Origin of the sequence: Streptomyces sp. NPDC085937 (assembly GCF_044540535.1) — a bacterium.
GTDB lineage: Bacteria > Actinomycetota > Actinomycetes > Streptomycetales > Streptomycetaceae > Streptomyces.
In genome coordinates this window covers 245,316-269,970 of sequence record NZ_JBITSH010000005.1, presented here as the reverse complement: position 1 = coordinate 269,970, position 24,655 = coordinate 245,316, and the positions used below count along the sequence as shown (strand labels likewise).

Below are 24,655 nucleotides of genomic sequence, written 5' to 3'. Positions count from 1 at the left end.
ATACTGAACGGCGGTCAGCTTGGCGAACGCTTTTACCCGGTCTTGACTTTCCGCTTTCTTGTCGTGCTCCCGCCACAGTGCCCACGATGAGCGGGCACTTCGCGTCCTGCCCCGTCCCTACCCCGCCCAGGCGAAGTGCCAACCAGCTGAGCGGAGTTCACAAGACGGACCCTGGAAGGGGGGACATGAACGGTCTCGACTGGGCGGTCCTCATCGGCTACTTCGCCGTGATGGTCGGCATCGGTGTCTGGTCGCACAAGCGGGTGGACAACGTCAGCGACTTCTTCACGGCCGGCGGCAAGATGCCCTGGTGGCTCTCCGGCATCTCCCACCACATGTCGGGCTACAGCGCGGTGATGTTCACCGGGTACGCCGGCATCGCCTACACCTACGGCGTGACGTCGTTCGTCACCTGGTCCTTCCCCATCGCCCTCGGCATCGCCATCGGGTCCAGGCTGTTCGCCCCGCGGATCAACCGGCTGCGCTCACGGCTGCACGTCGCCTCACCCCTGGAGTACCTCAAGAACCGTTACGACCTGCGCACCCAGCAGGCGCTGGCCTGGTCCGGGATGCTGCTGAAGATCGTGGACGTGGGTGCCAAGTGGGCGGCCATCGCCACCCTGCTGTCGGTGTTCACCGGGGTCTCGCTGAACCAGGGCATCCTCATCACCGGCGCGGTCACCGCGGTCTACTGCACCATCGGCGGGCTGTGGGCGGACGCGCTGACGGAGCTCGGACAGTTCGTCATCCAGCTGCTGGCCGGCATCGCCATGTTCGTCGCGGTGGTGCTGGAGCTCGGCGACCACGGCGGCTTCCTCGGCGCGTGGGACCAGCCGGAGCTCAAGGGGCACGGGGAGCCGCTGGTCGGGCCGTACGGCACGGTGTTCCTGCTGGCGTTCCTCTTCATCAAGCTGTTCGAGTACAACGGCGGGATGCTCAACCAGGCCCAGCGCTACATGGCCACCCGCGACGCCCGCGAGGCGGCGCGCTCGGCGCGGCTGTCGGCGGTGCTGTGGCTGGTCTGGCCGCTGGTGCTGTTCTTCCCCATGTGGATGTCTCCGCTGCTGGTGGAGTCCCAGAAGGCGGACGGGTCCGACTCCTACGCCCTGATGACCGAGCAGCTGCTGCCGCACGGGCTGCTGGGGCTCGTCATCGTCGGGTTCTTCTCCCACACGATGGCGATGTGCTCCTCGGACGCCAACGCCATCGCGGCGGTGTTCACCCGGGACGTGGCGCCGGTGCTGTCCGCGCGGGCGCGGGCCTGGGGCGAGCGGTCGGGGCTGGTGGCGGCGCGGGTCACGACGGTGGTGTTCCTGGGGCTGTCCATGGCCGTGGCCACGCAGGTCGACTCGCCCACGTTCAAGGACATCATCACGGTCGTCATCAAGTGGGTGGCAGGGCTGATGGGGCCGATCGCCATTCCCATGATGCTGGGGCTGCTGCGGCCGTTCCGGCGGTCCGGGCCGACGGCGGCGCTGACCAGCTGGGGGCTGGGACTGGTGGCGTTCTGGCTGGTGAACTATCCGGTCAACTGGGCGGTCGAGGGCGGGGTGCCGCTGGAGTACCAGGTGTCCATTCCGCTGGCCGTGTCGCTGGTGCTGTACGTGGTGATCGGGTTCGTGAAGCCGGAGGACACGGAGGAGCGGGTGGCGGTCATCGAGCGGGTGAACACGGACGGGGGCGGGGTGGAGGTTGCCGTGCCGGCGGCTGTGAAGGACTAGGTGGGTCTCGCGGGGGGGTGAGTGGGTGGGTGCGCCTACGGGTTTCTCGCCCCCGCCGCCCCTTCCCGTCCCGTCCCTCGGGGGCTTCGCCCCCGGACCCCCGTTCGCGCAGTTCCCCGCGCCCCCTAAAGGGTGGACCTCGGGTAGCGGGTCAGCCAGGCCGGGGAGGAGGTCGTGGGGGTGTGGAGGGCGGGGCCCTGGGTCATTTCCATGGCGAAGTCGTCGGCCAGCTCCAGGACCGTGGGGCGGCCCTCCAGTTCCGCCAGCCAGGCCGGCGGGAGGGCCGTCTCGCCGTGCAGGGCGCCCAGCAGGCCGCCGGTCAGCGCCCCGGCCGCCGCGCTGGGGCCGCTGTGGTTGACGGCCAGGCACAGCCCGTGCCGTACGTCCTCCCCCACCAGCGCGCAGTACACGGCGGCGGAGAGCAGCCCCTCGGCGGTGGTGTTGCCGAGCAGTTCCGTGACCCGCTCCGGGCCGGGCATCCCCTGCCGTACGGCGCCCAGCGCGCGCTGCAGGGCATCCGTCACCGGCTGGTGGCCGGGCCGGGCGGCCAGCAGGGCGAGGGTGCGCTGCACCCCGGCGTCCAGGCTGTCGCCCCGGGCCAGCGCGTGCACCAGCACCGCGTACGCGCCCGCCGCGAGGAAGCCGACCGGGTGGCCGTGGGTCTGCGCCGCGCACTCCACGGCGAGCTGCGCGACGAGCTGCGGGTCCCAGCCGACCAGCAGACCGAACGGCGCGGACCGGGCGGCGGCCTCCGGACCGGCCTCGCCCGGGTTCTTCGGGGCGTCGAGCGTGCCCATGGTGGCGTCGCCGAGCCCGATCAGCAGGCTGCGGGCGGGGTCGCGGCGGGCGTAGAGCCACTCCTCGCGCGCCAGCCAGCCGTCCTCCTTGCGCCGCTCGTCCGGGCCCCAGTCGCGCTGGGTGGTGGCCCAGCGCAGGTACGCCCGGTGCAGGTCGGTCGGCGGGTGCCAGGCGCCGGTGTCGCGCCGGACCTGGGCGCGGATCAGGCCGTCCACGGTGAACAGCGTGAGCTGGGTGTGGTGGGTGACGGCGCCGCGCCGGCCGTAGGCGGGGGTGAGGTCGGTCAGGCCCTCCGCGCCGTGGGTCCGGCGGACGGCGTCGAGGTCCAGTGCGTCCACGGGCGCGCCCAGCGCGTCGCCGACGGCCACCCCGAGCAGTGTGCCGCGCACCCGGCCGCGGAAGTCCTGCTGCTCACGGCGCCCCCACACGGGCCCGGCAGTACCAGCCACCTAGACCTCCCGGGGACCGTCCGTACGTACGACGCCCCAGCACTGTAATCGAACGTGGTCGGTCGGCTGAGAAGCCGGATCGGTATACGGAGTGTGACCCGAGCCGGTCGGAAGTGGCCGGAAATCAGCCGTCGTGGTCCCGTACGACCTCGTCGCGCCGCTCCCGCGCCCAGGCGTAGGACGGGTTCAGCTCCAGGGCGCGGTCCAGGTCGGCGAGGGCCCGGTCGAGGTGGCCCAGGCGGTGGTGCGCCACGCCCCGGCTCGCGTACGCCGACGCGTACCCGGGGTCGAGGGCGAGCGCCCGGTCGTAGGCGTCCACGGCCTCCCGGTCGCGGTCGGCGGCCCGCAGGGCGTCCCCGCGCTCGCAGTGCGCCCACGCGGAGTCCGGCTCCACGGCGACCGCGCGGTCGAGGGCGGCGAGGCGGCCCTCCGCGTCACCCAGTTCCCGGGCCACCCGGGCCCGGCGGACCAGCGCCCAGGGGTAGTCGGGCCGCAGCGCGAGGGCCCGGTCCAGGGCGGTGCCTGCCTCCTCCGGGCGTCCGAGGGCGAGGCGGGTGGCGCCGAGGGAGGCGTGGGCGTAGGCGTCGGCGGGGTCGAGCGCGGCGGCCCGCTCCAGGTCGGCGGCCGCCTCCTGGTGCCGCCCGAGGACGCGGAGGTACTCCCCGCGCAGGGCGAGGGTGCCGGCGTCGTCCGGGGTGAGGGTGAGGGCCCAGCTCAACGCGGTGACGGCGGCGGCGTGCTCGGCCCGTGCGGCGTGGGCGAGGGCGCGGTCGCGGTGGATGCGGGCGACGAGGGCCGGGGGGAGCGTGACCTCCGCGGGGGTGACCTCGCGGGCCTGCTCCTCCAGCATCCAGTCCAGGGCGTCCTCGTCCTCGGGCCGGGGTTCGGCCGTCACCGGGTCCCCGCCGAAGTCGGGGGTGCCGCCCCACGCGCCACCGCCGTGCACGCCACCGCCCTGTACGGGACTGCCTCCCCACCCGCCACCGCCGTGCAGGGCACCGCCCGGGGTGGCCGCCGGTCCGAGGTCGCCGCCCCGGGGCAGCGCGCCGGACGGGGCGGCCAGCGGCGCGTGTCCGGTACCCGCGAGCAGGGCCTCCAGGACGGCCTGGGTGCCGCCGGAGCGGAGGGCGTCCGCCAGGCGCCCGCCCCACGCGATCACCCCGGGCACCTCCGCGTCCCGTCCCGCGTCCTCCAGCACCCTGATCCAGCGCCCGGCGAGCGCCTCGCCCTGGTCGCACGCCTCCACCAGGTCGCGCAGGGTGTCGGAGACCGCCGCGTGGCCGGAGGCGCACAGGCGGTGGTACAGCTCCGCCAGCCGCAGCTCGCACCAGTCGTCGTCCAGCAGGAGCGTGCCCGCGTCCCGTCCGCCCTCCGCGGCCTCGCGCCACCGCCGGAAGGCGTCGGCGAGCCGGCGGTGACCGGCGAACCAGCCCCGCGGGGAGCGACCGCGCTGGAGCCGCAGCATCGGGGCGCGCACGATGTCGTGGTAGCGGATCCGGCCGCCAAGGCGGTCGGCGAACGGCAGGGTGGCCACCCAGCCGTACAGCAGGTCGGCCCGCTCCGGATCGCAGTCGGCGGCGACCGCGAACACGTCCGCGTCCAGCAGCCGCGGCAGCGCGCCCGCGAGGGCGGCGGCGCGGCGGGCGGGGTCCGGCTCCCACTTCAGGAAGCGTTCGACGGCGGTGGCGCTCGGGTCGGTGACGTCCTCGGGGCCGGCGGGGCGGGTGCCGGCGACGGTGGACAGCAGCACCGGGAGGCCGCCGGTGAGGCGCAGCGCCTCGGCGACGACGGGTTCTGCGGTGACGCCCCGTTCGGCGAGCAGGCCGCGCGCCTCCGCCTCGGTGAACGGCTGGAGCGGCAGGGACGTCATGAAGTCGGCGAAGGTGCCCCAGCGGGCCGGGTCCGCGGGGCGCTGGCCCGCGGTGACGACGACGACCGTGGCGGGCAGGGCGCCGTGGCGGTCGGTGGTGAGCAGGTCGTGCAGCCAGGCGTCGAGGAAGGGGCCGGTGCGCTCGTAGGTGTCGAAGAACAGGACGATCCAGGGCACGTCGGAGGCGGCGGCGTTCAGTTCGTCCGTGAGGACGGGGGTGAGGACGCTCGCCGGGTCGAGGACCAGCGTCACGTCCTCGTGGCTGCGGAAGCGTGCCGAGAGCGTCGAGCGGAGCCGGTCGGCGCCGTGCGCGAGCTGCGCGGGGTCGAGGACGGCGGCGAACGGGGCGACGCCCGGGACGAGTCCCAGTCCGGCCAGTCCGGCGCGGGCGAGTGCCATGCCGCCCGCCGAGGGGGCGCCGTCCGGCACGGGTTCGAGGGCGGTGAGGGCGGCCGTCTCCGCCTCGTGGCGCCGCTCACGGTGGCTGGTCAGCAGCCGCTCCAGGTCCTTGAGCCGGTGTCCCTGTGCGGCGAACTGACGGCACATCGCCTCGAGCACCTCGGGGACACCGCCCGCGCTCTCGTCGACGTACGCGGTCAACGCGCCCTGCTCGCGGGCGAGATGCTCGAACTCCTTGACCAGCCTGGTCTTGCCGACGCCGGCGGTGCCGTGGACGTGGAACAGGAAGCGGTGCCGCCCGTCCTCGGGCGCGGTGGTGAAGTTGGCCCGGAACAGCTCCCGTTCGGCGCTGCGCGCCACCAGTCCCGCCCGCGTGCGCAGCCGGACGAGCTCCTGCAACGACACCCGCGCCCGCGCCACCCGACCGCCCTCTCCCCCACGTCCCGTCCGCCACATTGTGACGCACCTCGCGCCCGCAGACACCTGGCTCTGGACCGTTGGCGGCAGAAGCCGGCCGGCCGGCCTCGGGCCGACCGCTCCCCGCGTGGACACCCTTCGATTGACTTCGGAATACGTTCCGAAGTACCGTCGAGGCGTGTCCACACCCACGGTCGCCTTCTCCGAACTCTCGAAGAACTCGAAGCGCGTCGCCGAGACCCTCGACCGGGCCCACCGCGTGCACGTCACGCGCCGGGACGGTGAGGACCTCTACCTCACCACGGCCCGCCACGATCAGCAGCGCGAGGAGACCGCGGACATCACCGCCCGGCTCCTCGGCGCCCTCGTCCGCAGCGACGCCGGTGAGCGGGCCATACTGCACGCGCTCCCTTCGGTCTTCCCCTGGGTGCGTCACCTGTCCGCGGAGGAGGCGAAGGAGTTCGTGGCGGATCTCATCGACGCCACGAACGACGCCGCGCACCTCGACGTCCACGGAAACCTGCACCGTCTCGTCGCCGAATGGCGCGCCACAGCACGCATCCTCGCGGATCCGGAACTGACGGCGAAGCTCACGCGGCGCCTGCCGGACGAGGACCACGGCGAGGTGACGGCTCCGTGACCCCGAAGCGCGGCGACGACGTCGCTCCGCCGCCGGTGGAGGGCGAATGGCGCCTGCGGTTCGCGACGAACGAGGCGGCGAAGGGGTGGGGCGAGCTGGGCGCGGAAGCGCCGGGCACCACCCGCCGCTGCTTCGAGGCCCTGCGCCGTGACCCGGTCTCCCGGTCCGACCCGGACCGGCAGCACCGGCTCCGCGGCAGACTGGCCACGGGCAACCTGGGTGGGCGTGACTACCCCCAGTGGGAGTACGAGGTCACAGCGGGCGGGCGCGTGCGCTGCCTCGTCGACGAGGCCCGCCGCACGGTTCACTTCGTGTACGCGTCCCCGCGCCACCCGAAGGACACCGAGTAGCCGCACGCACTCCCACGTCCCTCGGTCGGCCGGCTATCCGACCACGCGGACCGTGGTGCCAGGGGTGCCGAAGGTCCACAGGGCCTTGCCGTCCTGTTTGGCGACGCGGATGCCGCCGGTCTTGGCGCCGGGGTCGGCGGGCGGGGGCGAGGAGCCGTCGACCGCGTTGGAGAAGGCGACGAAGACGCCGGACTTCTGGGCGAAGTACATGATGTGCTCCACCGGGACGCCGTCGCTGCCGGTGGTGGCCTCGTTGCGGGTGCCGATCGAGTAGGTGCCGGGGTCGGGGGCGACCGTGCCGGGCCACACCGGGAAGGAGCGGCGGGCGGCGTCGCTGGCGTCGACGAGCCAGACCCGCTTCTGGCCGAGGGAGTAGACGATGCGGCGGCCGGTACCCGAGTCGGCCGGTACCGCCGCCGGCTTCTCCTTCCGCGGTGCGGAGGCCGACGGCTTCGGGTCGGCCGTCGCCGGGGCGCTCGGCGGGCTGGTGGCGGCGACGGGCTTCGTGCCCTGGTCCGCCTGGACGCCCAGGACCGCCACCACGGCTATCGCCCCCGTGGTCAGCCCGGTCACCCAGGCCCACGAAGGAAGACGGGCAGACACCGGTACGCACTCCTCAGCTACCGAAAGCGGGTCGGATCATCCTACTGCCAGCGTGGGCCTGGCCCGGCTCAGTCGAGGACGGGCAGCAGCTCCGGCAGATGGCCGTCCGACGTCTCGGCGGCACGGCGGCGCTCCTCGGGGACCTCGCCGTAGAGCGTGGTGCGCGGGCGTGCGGGACGCCCGGCCGCCTCGGCGACCGCGATCAGGTCCTTGACCGACTTGTAGGAGCCGTAGGAGGACCCCGCCATGCGGGAGATGGTCTCCTCCATCAGCGTGCCCCCCAGGTCGTTCGCGCCGGAGCGCAGCATCTCCGCCGCGCCCTCCGCGCCCAGCTTCACCCAGCTCGTCTGGATGTTGGGGATCCAGGGGTGGAGCAGCAGGCGGGCCGTCGCGGTGACCGCGCGGTTGTCGCGGACCGTCGGACCCGGGCGGGCGATGCCGGCCAGGTAGACGGGGGCGTTGGTGTGCACGAAGGGCAGCGTCACGAACTCGGTGAAGCCGCCGGTGCGCTGCTGGATGCCGGCCAGGGTACGCAGGTGGCCGAGCCAGTGGCGGGGCTGGTCGACGTGGCCGTACATCATGGTGGACGAGGAGCGGATGCCCAGCTCGTGGGCCGTCTCGACGACCTCGATCCAGGTGGCCGCCGGCAGCTTGCCCTTGGTGAGGATCCAGCGGACCTCGTCGTCGAGGATCTCCGCCGCCGTGCCCGGGATGGTGTCCAGGCCCGCTTCCTTCGCGGCGGTCAGCCACTCACGGACGGACAGGCCGGTGCGGGTCGCGCCGTTGACCACCTCCATCGGGGAGAAGGCGTGGACGTGCATGCCGGGGACGCGTTCCTTCACGGCCCGCGCGATGTCGAAGTAGGCGGTGCCGGGCAGGTCGGGGTGGATGCCGCCCTGCATGCACACCTCCACCGCTCCGACGTCCCACGCCTGCTGGGCGCGGTCGGCGACCTGGTCGAGCGAGAGGGTGTACGCGTCGGCGTCGGTGCGGCGCTGGGCGAAGGCGCAGAAACGGCAGCCGGTGTAGCAGACGTTGGTGAAGTTGATGTTGCGGGTGACGATGTACGTCACGTCGTCGCCGACGGCCGACCTGCGGACGTCGTCCGCGACCCGGCACAGGGCGTCCAGGGCCGGACCGTCGGCGTGCAGCAGGGCGAGGGCCTCGGCGTCGGTCAGCTTCGTCGGGTCGTCGGCGGCCGTGCGCAGTGCGTCCCGCACATCGGTGTCGATGCGCTCCGGGAGCATCCCCGGGGCGGCGGCCTCGCGCAGGGCGTCCCAGTCGCCGTACACCTCGTCGAAGTCGTCCCGGCGGTCGGACGTGCGGCCTTCGGTGTCGATGGTGCGGTGCAGGTCGGTGCGGCCGGTGGCGGTGAACGCCTCGTCCGGCTCCTGCCACGGCAGCCCCTGGGGCAGCGCGTCCGGGCGGGCGAGGCCCGTCTCCGGGTCGGCGAGCGCGGCCACGTGCGGGCGCAGCCGCGGGTCCAGCCAGGGCTCGCCGCGCCGGACGAACTCCGGGTAGACGCAGAGGCGTTCGCGCAGTTCGAAGCCGGCCGCGCGGGACTGCTCGGCCAGTTCCTCGATCTGCGGCCAGGGGCGCTCCGGGTTGACGTGGTCGATGGTGAGCGGGGAGACCCCGCCCCAGTCGTCGATGCCGGCCGCGATCAGCCGCCCGTACTCGGAGTCGACCAGGTTGGGCGGGGCCTGGAGGCAGGCGGTGGGGCCGAGGACGAGCCGGGCGACGGCGACCGTGGCGACGAGTTCGTCCAGCTCCGCGTCCGGCATGCCGCGCATCGCGGTGTCCGGCTTGGCGCGGAAGTTCTGGATGATCAGTTCCTGGATGCCGTGATGGGCGCGGGCCACCTTCCGCAGCGCGAACAGCGACTCCGCGCGCTCCTCGTAGGTCTCGCCGATGCCGATGAGGATGCCGGAGGTGAAGGGGACGGAGGAGCGGCCGGCGTCCTCCAGGACCCTGAGGCGCACCGCGGGCTCCTTGTCCGGGGAGCCGTGGTGGGGGCCGCCGGGCTCGGACCACAGGCGGGTCGCGGTGGTCTCCAGCATCATGCCCATGGACGGCGCGACCGGCTTGAGGCGCTGGAAGTCCGTCCAGGACATCACGCCCGGGTTGAGGTGCGGGAGGAGGCCGGTCTCCTCGAGGATGCGGACGGAGATCGCGCGGACGTAGGCGAGGGTGTCGTCGTAGCCGTGCGCGTCGAGCCATTCGCGGGCCTCGGGCCAGCGGTCCTCGGGCTTGTCGCCGAGGGTGACGAGGGCTTCCTTGCAGCCGAGCGCGGCTCCCTTGCGGGCGATGTCGAGGACCTCGTCCGGCGACATGAACATCCCGTGCCCGGCCCGGCGCAGCTTGCCGGGCACGGTGACGAAGGTGCAGTAGTGGCACTTGTCCCGGCACAGCCGGGTCAGCGGGATGAAGACGCTCTTGGAGTACGTGATGACGCCGGCCCGCCCCGCCGCCTCCAGGCCCGCGTCGCGGACCCGGGCGGCCGAGGCGGACAGGTCCGTCAGATGCTCACCGCGGGCCTGGAGCAGGACCGCGGCCTCGGAGACGTCCAGGGAGACGCCGTCCCGGGCGCGTCTGAGCGCACGGCGCAGGGAGTTCTCGGTCGGGCCGCCGGTTCCGGACGTCGCGGAAGTCGTCATTCTTTGAGCATACGTTCGGGGTGATCAGGACTTCCGACCCCGCACGAACGGCTCGAGCGCGTCGAGCGCCCGCAGCACCTCCGTCTCCCCCGCCGGGGGCAGCTGCGCCACGACCTCCTCGACGCCCAGTTCGGCGAAGTGCTCCAGCTTGCCCGCGCTGGGCCGGACCGCGTACGGCACGACCTCGAGCGCGGCCGGGTCGCGGCCGGCGTCGGCCCAGGCGGTCCGCAGCGCCGGCAGGGACTCGGTCAGGCCGCGCCCGCCGATCGGCAGCCAGCCGTCGGCGTAGGCGCAGATGTCCGCGAACAGCCTGGGGCCGGCCGCGCCGCCGACCAGCGTGCGCGGGCCGGTCACCGGGCCGCGCGGCTTGCGCACCGGCTTCGGGTACGCGGTGCTCGCCCGCACACTGCCGAACTCCCCGTCGTATGAGGTGGGTTCCTCGGCCCACAGGGCGCGCATCAGGCCCATCCGGTCCCGCACGAGGGCCCGCCGGGTGCGCCACTCCACCCCGTGGTCGGCGGCCTCCTCGACGTTCCAGCCGAAGCCGAGCCCGAGCGTGAACCGGCCGCCGGAGAGGTGGTCCAGGGTCGCGATCTGCTTGGCCAGGTCGATCGGGTCGTGCTGCGCGGCGAGGGTGATGCCGGTGCCGAGCCCGAGCCGGTCGGTGACCGCCGCGGCCTGCCCGAGCGCCACGAAGGGGTCCAGGGTGCGGCCGTACTCGCGGGGCAGCTCGCCGCCCGCCGGGTAGGGGGTGGTCCGCTCGACGGGGATGTGCGTGTGCTCGGGCAGGTACAGCCCGGCGAAGCCCCGCTGTTCCAGCTCCTTCGCCAGCCGGACCGGGGTGATCGTCTCGTCGGTGAGGAAGATCGTGACGGCGATGCGCATGGGCGGCCTTTCGTACGCGGACGACGCCCCATCAATACCCGCGAACCCCGCCCCTGTCCATACCGACCGGTCGGGATCGGCCGGTGACCGAGGCCGGTGACCAAGACCGCCGCCCCAAGGCACCGGCCGCTTTCACCAACTCCCCTTTCCACACCAACTCCGTTTTCCTCACCCGCCGGTAGGCTCGGCGGCACGATGACTTCTCGCGCCGAACGCAAGTACCGGGCCGCCACCGCCTTCCAGCGGCGCGTCGGCAACCCGCTGCTGCGCCGGATGCCGTTCCAGACGCTGCTGGAGACCACGGGCCGCGTCTCGGGGCTCCCCCGCACCACCCCGGTGGGCGGGCGGCGCGCCGGCGACACCTTCTGGCTGGTCTCGGAGTTCGGCGAACGCTCGCAGTACGTCCGCAACATCAAGGCCGACCCCCGGGTGCGGGTCCGCATCCGGGGCCGTTGGCACACCGGCACCGCCCACCTGATGCCGGACGACGACCCGGTCGCCCGGATGCGGCTGCTGCCCCGCCTCAACAGCGCCGCCGTACGCGCCTTCGGGGCGGGGCTGCTGACGGTACGGGTGGATCTGGACGGATGAGGTCGCACATGTGGGGACTCCGTGGGGGCCCGCCGCTCGCCGTGTGATCGGTGTCTCGCACGGCTGACTCCTTCGTCAGGAGAAGGCAAACTGGCCTAGTTGCTCGGGATGCGTAGGGGGACTGCATGGACGGTGTGCCGCGAGGACCGGAGCAGCGCCGTGCCGGCTCCTCGGCGGAGCGGGAGGCGCTGCGGTTCGGCGTGCTCGGCCCGGTCCGCGCCTGGCGTGGCGAGGAACCGGTCGCCACCGGCAGCCCGCAGCAACGCGCGCTGCTGGCCGCCCTGTTGCTGCGCGAGGGCCGCACGGCCACGGCCGCCGAGCTGATCGACGCCCTGTGGGGTGAGGAGCCGCCCTCCCAGGCGCTGGCCGCGGTGCGCACGTACGCCTCCCGGCTCCGGAAGGTGCTCGACCCCGGTGTCCTGGTCAGCGAGTCCGGGGGCTACGCGGTGCGCGGGCTCGGCGAGGGCGCGCTGGACCTCGCGGCGGCCCAGGAGCTGGCGGCGGACGCGGAGAAGGCCCGCACGAGCGGCGACCTGTGCCATGCGCGCGAACTGCTCGACCGGGCGCTGGCCCTGTGGGACGGCGAGACGCTGGCCGGGGTGCCGGGCCCGTACGCCGAGGCACAGCGCGTGCGCCTGGAGGAGTGGCGGCTGCAACTCCTGGAGTCCCGGCTCGACATGGACCTGGAGCAGGGCTGCCACGCGGAGTCCGTCTCCGAACTGACCGCGCTCACCGCCGCCCACCCGCTGCGCGAGCGCCTGCGCGAACTGCTGATGCTGGCCCTGTACCGCAGCGGCCGGCAGGCCGAGGCGCTCGCCGTGTACGCCGACACCCGCCGGCTGCTCGCCGACGAGCTGGGCGTGGACCCGCGCCCGGACCTGCGGGAGCTGCAGCAGCGCATCCTGGAGGCCGACCCGGCCCTCGCGCAGCCGTCCGCCCCGCTGCCCCGGCAGGAGCCCGCCCCGGTGCGCCCGGCGCAGCTTCCGGCGTCGGTGCCGGACTTCACCGGCCGTGCGGCCTTCGTACGGGAGCTGGGTGAGGTCCTCTCGGGCGCGTCCGGTGCCGAGGGGCGGGTGATGGCGGTGTCGGCGGTGGCCGGCATCGGCGGCGTCGGCAAGACCACCCTCGCGGTGCACGTGGCGCAGGCCGCCCGGCCCGCCTTCCCCGACGGCCAGCTCTACGTCGACCTGCAGGGCGCCGGGGCCCGCTCGGCGGAGCCCGAGACGGTCCTCGGTGCCTTCCTGCGCGCCCTCGGCGCGGCCGACTCGGCCATCCCGGACTCCCTGGAGGAGCGGGCCGCGCTCTACCGCTCGCTGCTGGACGGCCGCCGGGTGCTGGTGCTGCTGGACAACGCGCGCGACGCGGCCCAGGTCCGGCCCCTGCTGCCGGGCACGGCTGGCTGCGCGGCCCTGGTGACGTCCCGGGTGCGGATGGTGGACCTGGCCGGGGCGCATCTGGTCGACCTGGACGTCATGTCGCCGGAGGAGGCGCTGGCGCTCTTCACGAAGATCGTCGGTGCGGAGCGGGTCCGCTCGGAGCGCGAGGCGGCCCTGGACGTGGTGGCCGCCTGCGGCTTCCTGCCGCTGGCCATCCGCATCGCCGCCTCCCGGCTGGCCTCGCGGCGCACCTGGACGGTCTCCTTCCTCGCGGAGAAGCTCGCCGACGAACGCCGCCGGCTGGACGAGCTCCAGGCCGGCGACCTGGCGGTCGCGGCCACCTTCGAGCTGGGCTACGGCGCCCTGGAGGCCACGCAGGCGCGCGCGTTCCGGCTGCTGGGCCTCGCCGACGGCCCGGACATCTCCGTGGCCGCCGCGGCGGCCCTGCTGGACCTGCCGGTGGAGGAGACGGAGGACCTGCTGGAGTCCCTCGTCGACACCTCCCTCCTGGAGTCGGCGGCCCCCGGCCGCTACCGCTTCCACGATCTCGTACGGCTCTACGCGCGTGCGTGCGCCGAGCGCGACGAGCAGCCGCCCGCCGAACGGGACGCGGCCCGGTCCCGGCTGCTGGACCACTACCTGGCGACGGCGGTGGGGGTGTACGCCATCGAGCGGCCGGGTGACCGGACCGTCGCCCATCTGGAGAAGGGCCGGTACGCGGCCCGGGAGTTCGGCACCGCGGCGAAGGCGCTGGACTGGCTGCACACCGAGGCCGGGCCGCTGCTGGCGTGCGTGCAGCAGTCCCTCGACGCGGCCATGGTGCGCCGTGCCGTCGACCTGCTGGTGGCGACCATCGACCTGGCGGAGTCCGGGGTGGACTCGCGCCAGTACCGCAAGACCGCGGTCGCCGCGTGCGAGGCGGCGGCCGCCCTGGGGGACGCCCGGGCCGAGGTGCGCGCCCGCGTCACCCTCGCCCAGGTGCTGAGCCAGGCGGGCCGGTTCGAGACCGCCGAGGAGGAGTCCCGGCGCGCCGACACCCTGCTCCGCGGCGCGGACGACCCGTGGGCGAACGGCACCGCGCCCAACCAGCTGGGCATCATCGCCCTGTGCACTTCCCGGTACGCCGACGCCGAGGGGTACTTCCAGCGGGCGATCGACGCCTTCCGCGCCGACGGCAACCGCCCCGGCGAGGCCAGCGCGGTCTGCAACCTCTCCCGCACCCTCGCCTCGATGGGCCGCACCACCGAGGCCGTCCAACTGGCCCAGCGGGGCGTGGACATCTACGACGAGCTGGGGATGTCGGTACGGCTGGCGAACGCGCGGTACGCCTCCGGCATCGTGCTCAGCCAGGCGGGGCGGCCGGCCGAGGCGCTCGGCCGGCTCGACGAGGCGCTGTGCATCTTCGCGGAGAACCGCCAGTCCCTGTGGGAGGGCACCACGCACTACCGCATCGCCGAGGTGCACCTGCGGGCCGGACGTCCGGCCCGCGCCGCCCGCCACGCCGAACAGGCCCTGGCGATCGGCTGCATCGGCGGCGACTGGATGCGGGCCAACGCCCTGACCGTGCTCGGGCGGGCGCTGGACACGCTGGACCACGCGGACCGGGCACGTGCCTGCTGGCGCGAGGCGCTGGCCCTCTACGACGAGGCGGGCTCCGCCGAGGCCGCCCAGGTGCGGCGCCTGCTCGCCCCGCTGTCCGCGGCCTGACCGGCCCCCGCCGGCGGCGTTCATCGAACGTTTATGGCGGGCTGTCACTCTCATGGAACGGATGCGTCGCGTCGGGGGGCAGGCGGATCCGAGGGGCTCATCTCTACTCTGAGACCCGCCAGAACGCCCGTTCGGCGGCCTTCGGGGGAGTCGCCGAACGGGCCGTTCAACCGCACGGCCCAGTCCACCTGTTGGGGGTAGCACACGTCATGAGCGAAGTTACGAACGAGCCGGAGTTCACCACTCAGGACCAGCACGCGCCGACGCCGCCGAGCAAGGACGACCCGGAGGTCACCACGCTCGACCAGCACGCGCCCGCCCCGCCGAGCATCGGCGAGGTCACCACGCTGGACCAGCACGCGCCGGCGCCGCCCGCCCTGGACCGGGACGGGCAGTAGACCTTTCCCGCACGGGGACCGGCCGCGGCGGCGCGGAGGGGGAGCCGCCGCGGCCGAGGCGTGAACGCGTCCGGTGCCGGTGTCCGAGACGGACACCGGCACCGGACGCGTTGGTGTGGGACGTGCCGGTGGGCCCGGGGTCGCGCGACCCAGGGCCCACCGGCATGCGCGCGCTCCCCGGTCAGACGGCCGGGGCGAAGGGGTCCACGTCGCACTCGTCGATCAGCGGGACGCTCTGCGCGTCGTCCACGGCGATCCGCGCCGGGGTGGTCCCGCCCGCCGGGACGGTGACCTCCTGGGTGCGGGAGACGAGCGTGGCGCCGCCGGCGTCCACGAAGTCCACCGTGACGGTGAAGGCGCCTTCCACCGCGTCCGGGTTGGTGACCTCGACGGTGGCGTAAGGGGTCTCCTGGGACGCGCAGTCCACCAGCGTCACCGTGGCGGCGTCCGCGGAGGCCGTGGTGTCCACGCCGCCGGAACCCCCGCTGTCGCCGTAGTCGTCGTCATCGTCGTCGTAGTCGCGGTGCGAACCGCCGCCGGAACCGGACGAGTCGTGGTTCTGGCCGGAGCTGCTGCAGCCGCCCCCGCCGTCGCCTCCGCCGCCGTGTCCGTGCCCGCGGCCGGTCGAGAAACCGGTGAGCGCGAGGACGACGAGCGCCGAGACGGCGGTGAGCCTGAGTGTCTTCCCCCGAGAAGTCATGGCCGTCAGACTAGCGATCTTCCTGTCACGAGCATGTCACTGTCTGGCGACCGCCGCGTACCCGGCGTAGCGTCGGGCCCGTGGGCGGCGGACAGCGCCGCCGCCCGCCGCGGCGGCCGCCGTCCGGACCCCTTCCGTGCGCGCCGGCACGACGGCCGTCCCGCCGGGACACGGAACGCTCGGGGCCGGGACGCGCGAGCGTCGGATACGCGCCAGGCCCCGGGGACGCGGGGGGCGGAACAGCGTCAGGCCGTCCGTGCCGTGCCCGTGCCCTTCTCCGCGTCGAGCGCGTACACGCAGCGGTCCTTGCTGCACGCGTACACCACGCCGTCCCGCACCACCGGGGAGCCGGTGATCTCGCCACCGGTGGCGAGCTTCCAGCGCAGCCGTCCGTCGTCGGCCTTCAGCGTGTACAGCAGGTGGTCGCTGGAGCCGAAGTGGATGCGGCCCTCGGCGACCGCGGGCGCGCCGACGATCTCGCCGCCCGACTGGAAGCGCCACTTGGGCGTGCCGGTGACCGCGTCCAGCGTGTACAGGCCCTTGCCGCTGCCCACGTGCACGTGTCCGGCGGCGACCAGCACCGGTTCGGCGGAGGAGCGGGACTCCGTGGCGATGCGCCAGCGGTCCCGGCCGTCGGTGGCGTCCAGGGCGTAGACCGTGCCGAGGTAGTCGGCGAGGTAGACCCCGCCGCCGGTCACCGCCGGGCCCGGGACGAAGGCCGGCGGGCACAGGAAGACCGCCGGGGCCTCGAAGTGCCAGCGGACGTGGCCGGAGGCCGCTTCCAGGGCGAGCACCCGGGTGCCGGCGCAGACGTAGACGTAACCGTCGGGGGCGGCGGTGAGACGGACCGGGACGCCGCCGCAGGAGGCCGCGTCGCCGATCGGGTAGGACCAGCGCTCCTCGCCGGTGCGCGCGTCCAGGGCGCGCAGCCGGGCGTCCTGCCAGACGTAGGCGGTGCCGTCGTGCAGGGCGGGCCCGGCCTCCGGGGACTCGAAGTCGGTCTGGCAGCCGGTGACTTCCCACAGCTGCTGCCCGGTGGACGCCTCCCGGCCCTGGACGCCGCCGCCGCGGGTGCCGGTGACGACGGTGCCGCGCTCGGCCTTGAGGGAGTACACCCAGGCGTCCGTGTTCAGCCGCCACAGGTCGCCGCCCTCGCGGGCGTCGAGCGCGTAGAGGGTGGGGCCGTCGGAGGCGTGGATACGGCCGTCGGCGACCGCCATCGACCAGGCGACGTCCCGGGTCTTGAAGCGGCGCCGCCCGGTGGCCACGTCCAGGGCGTGCACCTCGAAGGAGGTGACGTACACCAGGTCGCCGGCGACGGCGGGCGTGCCCCACACGTCGTTGGACATGCGGAACCGCCACGGGCGCCAGCCGCCGGGCTGCTCCGGCGGCGCGGCGGGCGCCGTGGTCGCGGGCGCGGCGGGCTCGGCGCCGTTCACGCCGGGGCGGGGCTTGGTCCAGGTCGCGGCCAGGGCGGAGGCGGGCGGGGGCGCCTGCACGGCGGCCGCGCGCGTGTCGGCGACGCGCGGGCCGGGGCCGATGGGCACCGCGGCGCCCGCCAGCCGGACCGGGCCGGTGCCGGGCGCGCCAACCGGGACCGGCGGGGGCTGCGGCACGACCGGGTCGTGCGGCGGCGGAGGCGGTACGTGGGGGCGGGCGCCGCCCCCGCTGCGGCCGGCCTGCTGCGGCGGCTTGGCCGGTCGTCCGCCGCGGCGCGTCTCGATCAGGCCCACCGCCCGCTCGGGCAGCCACGCCGACGCCGTGCCGCTGTCGTCGGAGCCGGAGCCGAACAGGTGCGGGGCGAGCTGGGCCTGCAGGTCCGCGGGGTTGGGCCGGGCCGTGGGGTCCATCTGCATGCACGCCTCGATGAGCGGGCGCAGCTCGTCGGGCAGGCCCTCGAGGTCCGGACCCTCGCGCAGCAGCATGAAGACGGTCTCGACGGGGTTGGCACCGTGGAACGGGGGGTGTCCGGTGGCGGCGAAGACCAGCATGGAGCCGAGGGAGAAGACGTCGCTCGCGCCGGTGACGCTGCGGGAGTCCTTGGCCTGCTCCGGGGACATGTAGGCGGGGGTGCCGACCGCGACGTTGGTCATCGTCAGGCGGGTGTTGGACACCCCGGAGGCGATGCCGAAGTCGATCACCCGGGGGCCGTCCTCCACGACCAGCACGTTGGAGGGCTTGAGGTCGCGGTGGACCAGGCCCGCGCCGTGGATCGACTGCAGCGCCTCCGCGACGCCGGCGGCGAGCCAGCGCACCGCCTGCGCGGGCAGCGGCCCGCACTCGTTCACTATCTCCTCGAGGGAGGGGGCGGGGACGTACGCGGTGGCCAGCCACGGCACGGCGGCGCGCGGGTCGGCGTCCACGACGGCCGCCGTGTAGAAACCGGAGACCGCGCGGGCCGCCTCGACCTCGCGCGTGAAGCGGACCCGGAACAGCTGGTCCTCGGCCAGCTCGGTCCGTACCGTCTTGATCGCCACCCGCCGGCCGGACGCCGAGCGCGCGAGATAGACCAGCCCCATGCCGCCGGCTCCCAGCCGTCCCAGCACCTCGAACGGCCCGATACGCCGCGGATCGTGCTGCGTCAGCTGATCCACCACTTGCCTGCCACCTCCCCGTACGCGTCGCGCCACCACCTGTGCGCGACCGTAGTGCAGCGTCTCACCACCGCACCGCCGTGGCGGCACGCACCCCGATTCTTCCTGTCCGGGCCCCCGGTTGCGAACCGGCCGACAAATCGGGTGTCCAGGTTTACATATGACACGGAGGATCCGCGGACGGTGTGCGGGGAACGGACCGGCGCCGCGGACCGCGACGGCGCACCGAGGGTACGGCTCAGCGGTGCAGCAGCGCGAAGGACGCCCCCTGGTTGTCGGTGACCACGGCCGCCGTCCCGTACGACGTCCCGAACGGCGGGACCTGCGTCCGCCCGCCGAGCCGGGTCACCTCGCCCAGCGCGGCCTCCAGGTCCCGCACGGCGAAGTGCACCAGGAGGTGGGGCGGCATCTGCGGAGCGAAGACCTCGGTGACCGGCGCGCGGCCGAAGTCCGGGTCGGCGCCCTCGCCGAACAGCGCCTCGTGGAAGAGGTCGCCGTAGAAGGTGTTGGCCGTCTCCGTGTCCCGTGCGTACAGCTGGACCCAGGCGAAGGTGCCGGGCTCGTGCCGGCGTCCGAAGCCGGCCGCCGTGCCGGGCTGCCACAGCGAGAACACCGCGCCCTCGGGGTCGGTGACCAGGGCGGTGCGGCCCAGGTCGCCGAAGGGCGCCGGGGAGGCGACCACCTGCCCGCCGCCCGCCAGGATGCGCCGGCACAGCGCCTCGGCGTCCGCGGTGGCGAAGGACACCGTCCACACCGTGGGCAGCCGTCCGTCCGTCTTGTGCGCGAGGGAGGCGACCGGCTCGCCGTCCTTCAGCGCCCGGACCGTCCCGGTGGGCTGGTCCTCGAAGGTCCAGCCGAACAGCTCACCGTAGAACCGCTTGCCCGCCTCCAGGTCGGGCAGCTGCGCGTCCACCCAGCAAGGGGTGCCCTCCGTGTACTCCGATGCCCCATTTTCGGCCATGCTCATAACGTATCCGGGGCGCCCGCACGCCGCCGACCAGGCACACCAGGGTTCCGGAGGCCGCGCACCCCATTTGCAGTCGGCCGAATCGCGCTCCGATCACCCGTCGGTAAGCTGACGGCATGACAGGACAAGTGCGTACCGTGGACGGCCGCGTGGCCGGCCGACGTGGGCAGGAGACCCGGCAGAAGCTGCTCGACTGCCTCAGCGAGATGCTCAGCTCGTCCCCGTACCGGGATGTCAAGGTCATCGACGTCGCCCGCCGCGCGGGAACCTCGCCGGCCACCTTCTACCAGTACTTCCCGGACGTCGAGGGCGCCGTCCTGGAGCTGGCCGAGACCATGGCCGCCGAGAGCGGCTCCCTGACCGGACTGGTCGAGGGGCGCTCCTGGAGCGGGCGGGCCGGCTGGCAGACGGCGCAGGAACTGGTCGACGGATTCCTGGACTTCTGGCGGCGCAACGACGCGATCCTGCGTGTGGTGGACCTCGGCGCCGCCGAAGGGGACAAACGTTTCTCCAAGATCCGCGTGAAGGTCCTCAGCGCGGTGGAGTCCTCGCTCGCGGAGTCCGTCACCGAGCTCCAGGCCAAGGGACGGATCGACAAGGACGTCAACCCCGGCGCGGTCGCCGGGTCCCTGGTCGCCATGCTGGCGGCCGTCGCCTCGCACCAGAAAGGTTTCTCCTCGCGGGGCGTCAAGCAGGCCGACATCAAGCCGAACCTGGCGCTGCTGGTGCACCTGGGGGTCACCGGCCGCAAGCCGACCAAGTAGCCGCCCCGCGGCCCGATCCCCCACGCGACCTCGCACGTCCTGTCATCCGGGCGGCGGTTCACTCCGGTGGACCGCCGCCTGTCGCGTGTACCGGGCCTGTCCGGTTCCGATGGTGGGGTGCGGCGTGCGGAACACGTCCCCGCGCGGCCGGTGTTGTACCGGCCGGCCGCAGACCCAGGTGACAGCGCACGTCCCGACGCCGCAGGAGGAACCCGCCATGGCCCTGACCCCCGAAGAGCGCGAACAGTTCCTGTCCGAGCCGCGCGTGGCCGCCTTCGCGGTCGACGCGGGCGAGGGGCGCGCCCCGCTCACCGTGCCCCTCTGGTACCAGTACGCGCCCGGCGGCGACGTGTGGATCCTCACCGGCCGGCACTCGCGCAAGAACCGGCTGCTGCAGGCCGCAGGACGGTTCTCGCTGCTGGTGGAGCGGGTCGAGCCGACCATCCGCTACGTGTCCGTCGAGGGCCCGGTCGTCGACACCTCCCCCGCCACGATCGAACTGCTGCGGGAGATCTCCGCCCGCTACCTGCCGGCCGAGAAGGTCGACGGCTACGTCGAGTTCGCGTGGAAGGACCACGGCGAGCAGGTCGTCGTACGGATGCGTCCCGAGCGGTGGGTGTCGTCGGACCTCGGCTCGGTCTGAGGCACGTCCGGGGCGTGGCCCGCGCGCCGGCTCGGGCGCCGGGGGCCGACAATCGCCTGATGGAACCCGATCTCCACGAGCTGCTGCGGTCCCTGCGGGTGTGGGACCCGGCGGTCACCGACCTGCGCCCCTTCGACCCGGAAGGCGCCCCCGCCGAGCCGCTGCCGCTGTTCGCCCGGTGGCTGGCGGAGGCCGCGGCGGCCGGGCAGCCCGAGCCGCACACCATGTCGCTGGCGACGGCGGACGCCGCGGGCGTGCCCGACGTACGGATCGTGATGCTGCACGGCGCGGACGAGCGGGGCTGGTCGTTCGCGACGCACGCGCACAGCCGCAAGGGCGGGCAGCTCGCCGCCCGCCCGCAGGCCGCCCTCGCCTTCTACTGGCCCGTGCTGGGCCGTCAGGTGCGGGTGCGCGGGTCCGTCGGGACGGCGCCGGCCGAGGAGGCGCAGGCGGACCTGCACGCCCGCTCCACCGGGGCGCTGGCCTCCGCCCTGACCGGCAGGCAGAGCGCGGTCCTCGGCTCGGCGGACGAGCTGGCCCGGGCTTCGGAGGAGGCCTGGGAGCGGGCGCGGCGGGAGCCGGGGACGCCGGCGCCGTCCTGGACGCTGTACCGGCTGCGCCCCGAGGAGGCCGAGTTCTTCCAGGGTGACCCGCGGCGCCGCCACACCCGCCTGCGCTACCGCCGCACAGCCGACGGCTGGACCACGGAGCTGCTCTGGCCGTGAGCGGGCGCGCACGGCCGGATCGGCGAACCGCTGCGGCTGTGCGCGGCACCGGTCAGGAGCCCCCGGCGGTTCCCGGTCCCGTGGGACCCGTAGATCCCGTGGGACTGATGGGACCCGTAGATCCCGTGGGACCCGTAGGTCCCGTGGGCCCTGCGGGGGCCGGGTCGGTGGCGAGGCGGGCGTGCAGGTGGGCGTCGCGGAAGGCGTCGTGGCGGTCGGCGGCGAACATCGCCCCCCGCATCGTCCCCTCGTGCCGGAAACCGCACCGCTCCGCGATCCGGCAGGACGCCTCGTGCCCCACGGCATGGCCCAGCTCCAGCCGGTGCAGGCCGAGTCCGGTCAGCGCCCAGTGCGCGGTGAGCAGCAGCGCGCGGGTGGCCACGCCCCGGCCGCGGGCCTCGGGCAGCACCCAGTAGCCGACCCGGCCGACGCCCATGACCGGGCGTATGTCCTCGATGCCGATGTGCCCGAGCGGTGTGCCGTCGGCCTCGTCCGCGACGTGGAAGGAGACGGTGCTGCCCTCCGCGGCCAGGGCGGCCCGGGTACGCAGCGAATCCCGGGCGCCGTCCAGGTCGACGGCCGGACGCAGCGGGGTGTTCCAGCGCCGGAACTCCGGGTCGGTGGTGCCGCGCAGCCATGTCCGGACGTCGTCGTCGGACGCCGGGTCCCAGGGGCGCAGGAGCAGGCCGTGGCCGCGGAGTTCGGCCGGCGGGCGGGGTCCGGTGCGCTGTCGAGAAGCCATGAGGACATTCAAGCCCGCGCCCGCGGCGGAACCATGTGATCATTCCGCAACCAATTCCGGTCTTGACCGAGACCCATCAAGCATGTGCCGGATTACGCTCGCGGTCATGGCCGACTCCACCACGTCCGCGCAGCCCGCCGTGCCCCTCCGGGCGGACCGCCCCGTCTACGTCATCGGCGGCGGCCCGGGCGGACTGTCCGTCGCGTACGCCCTGCGCGAGCGCGGGGTACGGGCCGTCGTGCTGGAGCGGTCCGGACGCGTCGGCGACTCCTGGCGCCGCCACTACGACCGGCTGCACCTGCACACCACCCGGCGGCTGTCGGCCCTGCCCGGCCTGGCGATGCCCCGCCGCTTCGGACGCTGGCCGTCCCGCGACGACGTGGTCCGCTACCTGGAGAAGTACGCCGAGCACCACCGCCTGGAGATCGTCACCGGCGTCGAGGTGTCCCGGGTCGAGCGCACCGCCGACGGCGACGGCTGGCTGCTGCACGCCACGGGCGGGCGGGAGCTGACCGGCGCGGCGGTCGTCGTCGCCACGGGCTTCAACCACACCCCGCGCGTCCCCGACTGGCCCGGCCGGGACACGTACACCGGCGAGTTCCTGCACGCGTCGGCCTACCGCAACGCGAAGCCCTTCGCCGGGCGGGACGTGCTGGTGGTGGGCGTCGGCAACACGGGCGCCGAGATCGCCGTGGACCTGGTGGAGGGGGGCGCCTCCCGGGTGCGGCTCGCGGTGCGCACCCCGCCGCACATCGTGCGCCGCTCGACCGCCGGCTGGCCCGCGCAGTACTCCGGGGTGCTGGTGCGCCGGCTGCCGGTGGGCCTGGTGGACCGGATCAGCCGGGTCCAGGCGCGGATCGCGGTGCCGGACCTGTCCGACCGGGGGCTGCCCCGCCCCGATTCCGGTCTCTACACCCGGGTCCGGGAGGGCGCCATCCCGGTCCAGGACGTCGGCCTGATCGACGCCGTGCGCAAGGGGACGGTGGACGTGGTGGCCGCCGTCGAGGGCTTCGAGGAGGACCGGGTGCTGCTGGCCGACGGCGGGCGGATCACGCCGGACGCGGTCGTCGCGGCCACCGGTTACGAACGGGGCCTGGAGGGCCTGGTGGGCGGCCTCGGCGTGCTGGACGACCGGGGCAGACCCGTGGTCCACGGCGCCCGCACCCCCGAGGGCGCCCCGGGCCTGCACTTCACCGGCTTCACCAATCCGATCAGCGGCAACCTCAGAGAACTGTCCCTCGACGCCCACCGCATCGCCCGTGCGATAGCCCGCACGGGCCGGGCGTCCCGCCTGCCGGGTGCGTGACCACGGCGGACGGACCCCCGTCAGCGGGCCGCCGCGAACCCCCCGTCACGCGGCCGACCGCTTGCGGATGACCAGAGCCATCAGGGCCGCCGCCGCGCACAGGGCGCCCGAGCCCAGCCACATCACGTCGTACGAGCCGAACGCGTCCCGGGCCAGGCCGCCGACGAAGGCCACGACGGCGGCCCCCACCTGGTGGGACGCCAGCACCCAGCCGAACACGATGGGGCTGTCGTCGCCGTAGTGCTCGCGGCACAGCGCGAGGGTGGGCGGCACGGTGGCGACCCAGTCGAGGCCGTAGAAGACGATGAACAGCAGCATCGGCGGGTGCACGGACGGCGCGAGCAGCAGCGGCAGGAAGAGCAGGGAGACACCGCGCAGCGCGTAGTAGACGGCCAGCAGGCGCCGCGCGTCGAAGCGGTCGGTGAACCAGCCGGAGGCGACCGTGCCGACCACGTCGAAGACGCCGATGACGGCGAGCAGGGACGCGGCGGTGGTGATCGGCATGCCGTGGTCGTGCGAGGCGGGCACGAAGTGGGTCTGGATCAGCCCGTTGGTGGAGGCGCCGCAGATCGCGAACGTGCCGGCGAGCAGCCAGAAGGGACCGGTGCGCGCGGCGGTGGCCAGCACGCTCAGCGTGCGCCGGGCGGCACCCGGCACCGGTGCCGGCTTGGGCACGAACTCCTTGGAGCCGTACGGCTTCTGGCCGACGTCGGCCGGGTGGTCGTGCAGCAGCAGCCAGACGAACGGCACCACCGCTAGCGCGGCGAGCGCCACCGTCACGGCCGCCGGCCGCCAGGAGTACCGGTCGACGATCCAGGACAGCAGGGGCAGGAAGATCAGCTGTCCTGAGGCGGACGCGGCGGTGAGGATGCCGCTGACCAGGCCGCGCCGCTCGGTGAACCAGCGGTTGGTGACGGTGGCGGCGAAGGCGAGCGCCATGGAGCCGGAGCCCAGGCCCACCAGCAGGCCCCAGCAGAGCATCAGCTGCCAGGCGGCGCTCATCCACACGGTGGTGCCGGAGCCCACCGCGATCACCGTCAGGGCGACCGCGACGACCCGGCGGATGCCGTAGCGGTCCATCAGCGCCGCCGCGAAGGGGGCGGTGAGCCCGTACAGCGCCAGGTTGACGGAGACCGCGGCGCCGATGGTGCCGCGCGACCAGCCGAACTCCTCGTTCAGCGGGTCGATGAACAGGCCCGGTACGGCACGGAAGGCGGCGGCGCCGATGATCGTCACGAAGGTGACGGCGGCGACGAACCAGGCGCGGTGCACCCGGAGGCGGGTCGGCTTGCGGCCGCTCGCGGGCGGCCCGACGGCGGCGGTCTTGCTGGTCGAGGTCACGCGGTACAGCTT

The 24,655-nt window shown here is 74.3% G+C and carries 20 protein-coding genes; 10 read left to right on the top strand and 10 right to left on the bottom strand.

Features of this window, described 5'->3' with window-relative positions:
* Window positions 1–185: 185 nt before the first annotated feature.
* On the top strand, window positions 186–1,721 hold the full coding sequence (locus ACIF8S_RS13895; protein WP_399999312.1) for a sodium:solute symporter family protein: 1,536 nt from the start codon (window positions 186–188) through the stop codon (window positions 1,719–1,721).
* Window positions 1,722–1,846: 125 nt separating this feature from the next.
* On the opposite strand, the gene ACIF8S_RS13890 is transcribed toward ACIF8S_RS13895, so the two are convergent.
* Window positions 1,847–2,968 (bottom strand): ADP-ribosylglycohydrolase family protein, encoded by a 1,122-nt coding sequence (locus ACIF8S_RS13890; RefSeq protein ID WP_399999311.1) that lies wholly within the window; start codon window positions 2,966–2,968, stop codon window positions 1,847–1,849.
* A gap of 124 nt (window positions 2,969–3,092) precedes the next feature.
* Window positions 3,093–5,642, bottom strand: coding sequence for a tetratricopeptide repeat protein (locus tag ACIF8S_RS13885; protein ID WP_399999310.1), 2,550 nt, complete (start codon window positions 5,640–5,642; stop codon window positions 3,093–3,095).
* Between the two features lie 190 nt (window positions 5,643–5,832).
* On the opposite strand from ACIF8S_RS13885, the gene ACIF8S_RS13880 reads away from it, so the two are divergent.
* Together ACIF8S_RS13880 and ACIF8S_RS13875 are read left to right on the top strand one after the other, a co-directional pair.
* Window positions 5,833–6,294 (top strand): prevent-host-death family protein, encoded by a 462-nt coding sequence (locus ACIF8S_RS13880; RefSeq protein WP_399999309.1) that lies wholly within the window; start codon window positions 5,833–5,835, stop codon window positions 6,292–6,294.
* Window positions 6,291–6,644, top strand: a complete 354-nt coding sequence (locus tag ACIF8S_RS13875; protein ID WP_399999307.1) for a hypothetical protein — start codon at window positions 6,291–6,293, stop codon at window positions 6,642–6,644. Before ACIF8S_RS13880 ends, ACIF8S_RS13875 begins: the two co-directional genes overlap by 4 nt.
* A gap of 33 nt (window positions 6,645–6,677) precedes the next feature.
* On the opposite strand, the gene ACIF8S_RS13870 is transcribed toward ACIF8S_RS13875, so the two are convergent.
* The 3 genes from ACIF8S_RS13870 to ACIF8S_RS13860 all read right to left on the bottom strand — a co-directional run bounded on the left by ACIF8S_RS13870 (window position 6,678) and on the right by ACIF8S_RS13860 (window position 10,789).
* Window positions 6,678–7,247 (bottom strand): hypothetical protein, encoded by a 570-nt coding sequence (locus ACIF8S_RS13870; protein WP_399999305.1) that lies wholly within the window; start codon window positions 7,245–7,247, stop codon window positions 6,678–6,680.
* Window positions 7,248–7,315: 68 nt separating this feature from the next.
* A complete protein-coding gene (locus tag ACIF8S_RS13865; protein ID WP_399999304.1) occupies window positions 7,316–9,904 on the bottom strand; it encodes a bifunctional FO biosynthesis protein CofGH in 2,589 nt (862 codons plus the stop codon).
* Window positions 9,905–9,928: 24 nt separating this feature from the next.
* On the bottom strand, window positions 9,929–10,789 hold the full coding sequence (locus ACIF8S_RS13860) for an LLM class F420-dependent oxidoreductase (RefSeq protein ID WP_399999303.1): 861 nt from the start codon (window positions 10,787–10,789) through the stop codon (window positions 9,929–9,931).
* Window positions 10,790–10,984: 195 nt separating this feature from the next.
* Between ACIF8S_RS13860 and ACIF8S_RS13855 the strand changes: the two genes are divergently transcribed.
* From ACIF8S_RS13855 to ACIF8S_RS13845, 3 genes are all read left to right on the top strand, one after another.
* Entirely contained in the window at window positions 10,985–11,380 is a 396-nt protein-coding gene (locus ACIF8S_RS13855) for a nitroreductase/quinone reductase family protein (protein WP_399999302.1), read from the top strand.
* 125 nt (window positions 11,381–11,505) lie between these two features.
* A complete protein-coding gene (locus ACIF8S_RS13850; protein ID WP_399999300.1) occupies window positions 11,506–14,463 on the top strand; it encodes an AfsR/SARP family transcriptional regulator in 2,958 nt (985 codons plus the stop codon).
* Window positions 14,464–14,672: 209 nt separating this feature from the next.
* On the top strand, window positions 14,673–14,861 hold the full coding sequence (locus ACIF8S_RS13845; protein ID WP_399999299.1) for a sigma-like protein: 189 nt from the start codon (window positions 14,673–14,675) through the stop codon (window positions 14,859–14,861).
* Window positions 14,862–15,042: 181 nt separating this feature from the next.
* Here the strand turns inward: ACIF8S_RS13845 and ACIF8S_RS13840 are convergent, their stop codons facing one another.
* From ACIF8S_RS13840 to ACIF8S_RS13830, 3 genes are all read right to left on the bottom strand, one after another.
* A complete protein-coding gene (locus tag ACIF8S_RS13840; RefSeq protein WP_399999297.1) occupies window positions 15,043–15,561 on the bottom strand; it encodes a hypothetical protein in 519 nt (172 codons plus the stop codon).
* Between the two features lie 245 nt (window positions 15,562–15,806).
* On the bottom strand, window positions 15,807–18,158 hold the full coding sequence (locus tag ACIF8S_RS13835; protein WP_399999296.1) for a PQQ-binding-like beta-propeller repeat protein: 2,352 nt from the start codon (window positions 18,156–18,158) through the stop codon (window positions 15,807–15,809).
* A gap of 235 nt (window positions 18,159–18,393) precedes the next feature.
* Window positions 18,394–19,116 (bottom strand): VOC family protein, encoded by a 723-nt coding sequence (locus ACIF8S_RS13830; RefSeq protein WP_399999295.1) that lies wholly within the window; start codon window positions 19,114–19,116, stop codon window positions 18,394–18,396.
* 134 nt (window positions 19,117–19,250) lie between these two features.
* Here ACIF8S_RS13830 and ACIF8S_RS13825 point away from each other — a divergent pair, with 134 nt between their 5' ends.
* The 3 genes from ACIF8S_RS13825 to ACIF8S_RS13815 all read left to right on the top strand — a co-directional run bounded on the left by ACIF8S_RS13825 (window position 19,251) and on the right by ACIF8S_RS13815 (window position 21,254).
* Window positions 19,251–19,886 (top strand): TetR family transcriptional regulator, encoded by a 636-nt coding sequence (locus ACIF8S_RS13825; protein ID WP_349799170.1) that lies wholly within the window; start codon window positions 19,251–19,253, stop codon window positions 19,884–19,886.
* A gap of 217 nt (window positions 19,887–20,103) precedes the next feature.
* Window positions 20,104–20,529 (top strand): pyridoxamine 5'-phosphate oxidase family protein, encoded by a 426-nt coding sequence (locus tag ACIF8S_RS13820; protein ID WP_399999294.1) that lies wholly within the window; start codon window positions 20,104–20,106, stop codon window positions 20,527–20,529.
* A gap of 59 nt (window positions 20,530–20,588) precedes the next feature.
* Window positions 20,589–21,254, top strand: a complete 666-nt coding sequence (locus tag ACIF8S_RS13815; RefSeq protein WP_399999293.1) for a pyridoxal 5'-phosphate synthase — start codon at window positions 20,589–20,591, stop codon at window positions 21,252–21,254.
* 52 nt (window positions 21,255–21,306) lie between these two features.
* Here ACIF8S_RS13815 and ACIF8S_RS13810 read toward each other — a convergent pair whose 3' ends face one another.
* On the bottom strand, window positions 21,307–21,996 hold the full coding sequence (locus tag ACIF8S_RS13810; RefSeq protein WP_399999292.1) for a GNAT family N-acetyltransferase: 690 nt from the start codon (window positions 21,994–21,996) through the stop codon (window positions 21,307–21,309).
* A gap of 106 nt (window positions 21,997–22,102) precedes the next feature.
* Here ACIF8S_RS13810 and ACIF8S_RS13805 point away from each other — a divergent pair, with 106 nt between their 5' ends.
* Window positions 22,103–23,302: a flavin-containing monooxygenase gene (locus ACIF8S_RS13805; protein WP_399999290.1), complete on the top strand. Its 1,200-nt coding sequence runs from the start codon at window positions 22,103–22,105 to the stop codon at window positions 23,300–23,302.
* Between the two features lie 45 nt (window positions 23,303–23,347).
* Here ACIF8S_RS13805 and ACIF8S_RS13800 read toward each other — a convergent pair whose 3' ends face one another.
* A complete protein-coding gene (locus tag ACIF8S_RS13800) occupies window positions 23,348–24,643 on the bottom strand; it encodes an MFS transporter (RefSeq protein ID WP_399999288.1) in 1,296 nt (431 codons plus the stop codon).
* Window positions 24,644–24,655: the final 12 nt, after the last annotated feature.